Source organism: Allosphingosinicella sp. (assembly GCF_036387215.1).
GTDB lineage: Bacteria > Pseudomonadota > Alphaproteobacteria > Sphingomonadales > Sphingomonadaceae > Allosphingosinicella.
In genome coordinates this window covers 1-4,022 of the sequence record NZ_DASVUE010000165.1, presented here as the reverse complement: position 1 = coordinate 4,022, position 4,022 = coordinate 1, and the positions used below count along the sequence as shown (strand labels likewise).

Sequence of the window (4,022 nt, the reverse complement as noted above, 5' to 3'; positions counted from 1 at the left end):
TGCCTTGCGGCCCGGGAACAGCGCTCCGATCGCCTTGACGGCGGCGTCATCGTTGGGCGCGCCGTAGAGTGGGACCACGACGGCGGCGTTGCCGATGTAGAAGTTCATATAGGAAGCGGGAATGATCTCGTCATCGCGCGTGACCAGCCCGGGCGAGGGGAGGGGGACCACCTCCAGCCCGAAGATTTCTGCGCGGGCTCGTGCGTCGGCGTAGACTTCGGCGTTCGGATCGTCCGGGCCCGCGGCGACGGGAATGGCGATCCGGCCTTCCCCGACGAAGCGGGCGAGGTTGTCGACATGGCCATCGGTATGGTCGTTGAGGAGGCCCTCTCCGAGCCAGAGCACGCGCTCCGCCCCCAGGTCGTGCCGGAGCCGCGCCTCGACCTCCCTTCGGCCGAGCGCGGGGTTCCGGTTCGGGTTGAGGAGGCATTGTTCGGTGGTGACGAGGAGGCCGGTGCCGTCGACGTCGATCGCGCCGCCTTCCAGGATCCAGTTATAGCGGGTGGTCTCGAGGTCCGCAGTCTCGCCGAGGCGGATGCCGATCGTGTCGTCGCCTTCGAGGTCATATTTCCCGCCCCAGCCGTTGAAGCGGAAGCTTGCGGCCGTGGGCACGCCGCGATCCTTGAGCATGATCGGCCCCGTATCCCGAAGCCAGATGTCGCCGAACGGCTCCTGCACCACAGTTACCCAGGGCGCCATCCGGTGCGCGACGCGTGCCGAGGCGGGATCAGCCGCGACGAGGCGGACTTCCTCGCCCGCACCCTCGGCATGAACGGCGCGAGCGAAGGCGACGACCTCCTCGCGCCCCGCCTCGAGGTCGTCCTGCCAAAGGTCCTCGTGGCTCGGAAAGCCGATCCAGACCCACTGGTGCTCCGCCCATTCCGGCGGCTGGCGTGCAGTCACTTTCCGGCGCGCGAGCGGTCGCGGATGCCGCGGAATTCGTCGCCCTTGTTCCAGTTGGGCCAGGCCCGTCCGTCGGCAAGCGCTCGGCCGACGCCATAATAGATCTGCAGCTCGCGGATCGCGCCGGCCCAGTTCCAGTCGATATCATACTCGTCATTCGGGCTGTGGTACCGCTTGGCGCGATAGTCTGCCGCCCAGGCGGCCCCGGCGCTCGTGCCGCCGTTCACCAGATCCTCGCCGCCCTTGGCATAGATCATCGGCACGCCCTTGCGCGCCAGGCTGAAATGGTCGGAGCGGTAATAATAACCCGCCTGTGGGGACGGCTCGGGCTTGAGGGTGAGGTTCATGGGCGCGATCGCCCGCTGAAGGTAGGCGTCGAGCTCGGACTTGCCGCTGCCGATCGCGACGAAGTCCCGGAAGTCGCCGGCAAGGCTGAGGCTGTCCATATTGGCGCCGCCGACCGTCTGGGCGAGCGGGTAGATCGGGTTCTCGGCATAATATCTGGAGCCGAGCAGCCCCGATTCCTCCGCCGTCACCGCAAGGAAGATGATCGAACGCTCGGCCGGGCCAGCTTTGGCATGCGCCTCCGCCAGCGCCACGAGGCCGGCGGTGCCGCTCGCATTGTCGACCGCGCCGTTGCAGATGTCGTCGCCGCTCGGATCGGCATCGCAGCGGCCGAGATGGTCCCAATGGGCGGTGTAGATCACATATTCGTTCGGGCGCGACTTGCCGGGCAAGATGCCGATCACGTTACGCGATGCCTGGCGCTTGATCTGGTTCGAAAGCGAGATCGATGCCTTCTGGCCGAGCGGCACTGCCCGGAAGCCCGGCTGCTTGGCAGCCGCCGAAAGGGTGGCCAGGTCCTTGCCCGAAGCGGCGAACAGCTGCTTTGCGGCATCGTTGGTGAGCCAGCCGATCACCTTCGACTGATCGGCATGGCCGCCCGGGTCGTCCATATTGTACTGGGCGCCGGTCCAGGAGGATTGCACGACGTTCCAGCCATAGGATGCGGGGGCGGTGTCGTGGACGATGAAGGCTGCGGCGGCGCCCTGCTTCGCCGCTTCCTCATATTTGTACGTCCAGCGCCCGTAATAGGTCATCGCCTTGCCGTTGAACGGCCCCTGCAGCGTCTCGTTCTGCCAGTCGGGATCGTTGACGAGGATGATCACCGTTTTCCCGCGCACGTCGAGGCCCGCATAATCGTTCCAGCCGCGCTCGGGCGCGTTGATGCCGTAGCCGACGAAGACGATCTCGCTATTGTCGAGGCTGACCTTCGGCTGGACCTGGTAGGTGTTGGCGACCATGTCCGTGCGGTAGCTGAAGACGAGGGGCTTCGAACCGCCGGTGATCCGGAGGGAACTCGGGCTCGCGGTCGTCTCGACCAGCGGCACATTCTGGTACCAGCTGCCGTTATTGCCCGGCTGGAGCCCCGCCTTGCGGAACCGGTCGGCGATCAGCTGGACCGTCTTCTCCTCGCCCGCAGTGGTGGGCGCACGCCCCTCGAACGCGTCCGAAGACAGGATCTGGGTCAAAGTCGTCAGCGTCGCTTCGGAAATTGCGGGCGGAGCGGCGGCGGTCCGCGGCCCCGGCGTTTGCGCGCAGGCGGCGATCAGGAGCAGCGGCGACAGGCGAAGCAAAGCCGAGGGATGCAATTGGACCTCCTGATCAGTGCGGGAGGAGGAGCCATTGGCACCGGAGCGCAGGGCTCGCAAGCGAGAGTAGCTTCGCCCTCCGCCCCAGCGGCCACGAAATGCAAAAGGGCGGGACCGACTTTGCCGGTCCCGCCCTCAAAGCGTGTTGCGTGTCGCTGCCCTTAATTGGGCGCGGTCGGCGACGGGCCCGATGCAGGAGAGGAAGATCCGGCATCGTAGCTCACCTTGTCGGAGACCCTGCGCAGATCCGCGTCGATGCTGTCTTCGAGCGCCCTCCACTCGGAGGCGGTCCTGCAGATCCGCGACTGGCCGCTCAGATGGGTGCCGGTCCGGCCCTCATCGGTGCGCTTGCAGATCTTCTTGTCCTTCGGCTTGTCCGCAGCAAATGCGGGCGTCGAGACCATAGCCAAAGCCATCGAAACACTCAGAAGCACTCGCATCTGCCAATCCTCTCTATCTGATCCTGATTCCCTGCTAGCACAAATCGCCTGGGCGCACCAGTGCGGCTTGTCCGCCTCAGGAAATTTTCGACGCTCGTACAACAACTTCCGCAGCCAAGGGCTGTCCCGCGCATACGGGACAGCCGGTGCTCAACCGCAATTAGCGCGAGTAGAACTCGACGACGAGGTTCGGCTCCATCCGGACCGGGTAGGGCACTTCGTCCAGCGTCGGAACGCGGGTGAAGGTCACCTTGGCGGTGCCGTCGGGGGCGACGTAGTCGGGGATCTCGCGCTCGGCGAGGCCCTGCGCTTCCATCACCAGCGCCATTTCCTGCGCCTTGGAGCCGAGGCTGATCTCGTCGCCGACGTTCACGCGGCGCGACGCGATGTTGCACTTGACGCCGTTGACGCGGATGTGGCCGTGGCTGACGAGCTGCCGGGCCGCCCAGATGGTCGGCGCGAACTTGGCGCGATAGACGACCATGTCGAGCCGGCGCTCGAGCAGGCCAATGAGGTTCTGCGAGGCGTCGCCCTTCATTCGGCTGGCCTGCTGGAAGGTCTGCTTGAACTGCTTCTCGGTGACGTCGCCGTAATAGCCCTTCAGCTTCTGCTTGGCGCGCAGCTGGATGCCGAAGTCCGACATCTTGCCCTTGCGGCGCTGGCCGTGCTGGCCGGGACCATATTCGCGACGATTAACTGGGCTCTTCGGGCGACCGAAGACGTTTTCGCCCATGCGGCGGTCAAGCTTGTACTTGGCGCTGGTGCGCTTCGACATATGTTCACTCCAATTGCGTTTCTGTGTCGTGCCCGGAACCGCGCTACTTCTGAAGAACTCAGGGCAGGGCCACCACTTCACCGGACGTGCGGGGCCAATTGCGTGGCGCGCGCCTAGCGGAGGGGCTTGCGGAGGTCAAGGTCGAGCGGGCAAGGGGCGCGCATGAGCGACATCCGGGATCCCCAGGACTGCACCACAATGACCGAGGTCCGCGCCGGCGTGGACGACGTCGACCAGCGCATCGTCGCCCTG

At 65.9% G+C, this 4,022-nt stretch carries 4 protein-coding genes; all 4 read right to left on the bottom strand.

Translation table 11 applies throughout. The features are described 5' to 3' along the window. Nucleotides 1-903: agmatine deiminase family protein (locus VF662_RS06860; protein WP_464139212.1), on the bottom strand; the 903-nt coding region annotated here is incomplete at its 3' end. Next, entirely contained in the window at nucleotides 900-2,555 is a 1,656-nt protein-coding gene (locus tag VF662_RS06855) for a M28 family metallopeptidase (protein ID WP_464139210.1), read from the bottom strand. The genes VF662_RS06855 and VF662_RS06860, both read right to left, overlap by 4 nt. Nucleotides 2,556-2,716: 161 nt before the next feature. After that, on the bottom strand, nucleotides 2,717-2,971 hold the full coding sequence (locus tag VF662_RS06850) for a hypothetical protein (protein ID WP_464139208.1): 255 nt from the start codon (nucleotides 2,969-2,971) through the stop codon (nucleotides 2,717-2,719). Between the two features lie 184 nt (nucleotides 2,972-3,155). Further along, nucleotides 3,156-3,770, bottom strand: coding sequence for a 30S ribosomal protein S4 (rpsD, locus tag VF662_RS06845; RefSeq protein ID WP_464139206.1), 615 nt, complete (start codon nucleotides 3,768-3,770; stop codon nucleotides 3,156-3,158). Nucleotides 3,771-4,022: the final 252 nt, after the last annotated feature.

Bases quoted from the DNA above. Each gene is read 5' to 3' on its own strand.
- VF662_RS06850 (WP_464139208.1), bottom strand. From the start codon at position 2,971: ATGGCTTTGGCTATGGTCTCGACGCCCGCATTTGCTGCGGACAAGCCG.
- rpsD (WP_464139206.1), bottom strand. From the start codon at position 3,770: ATGTCGAAGCGCACCAGCGCCAAGTACAAGCTTGACCGCCGCATGGGC.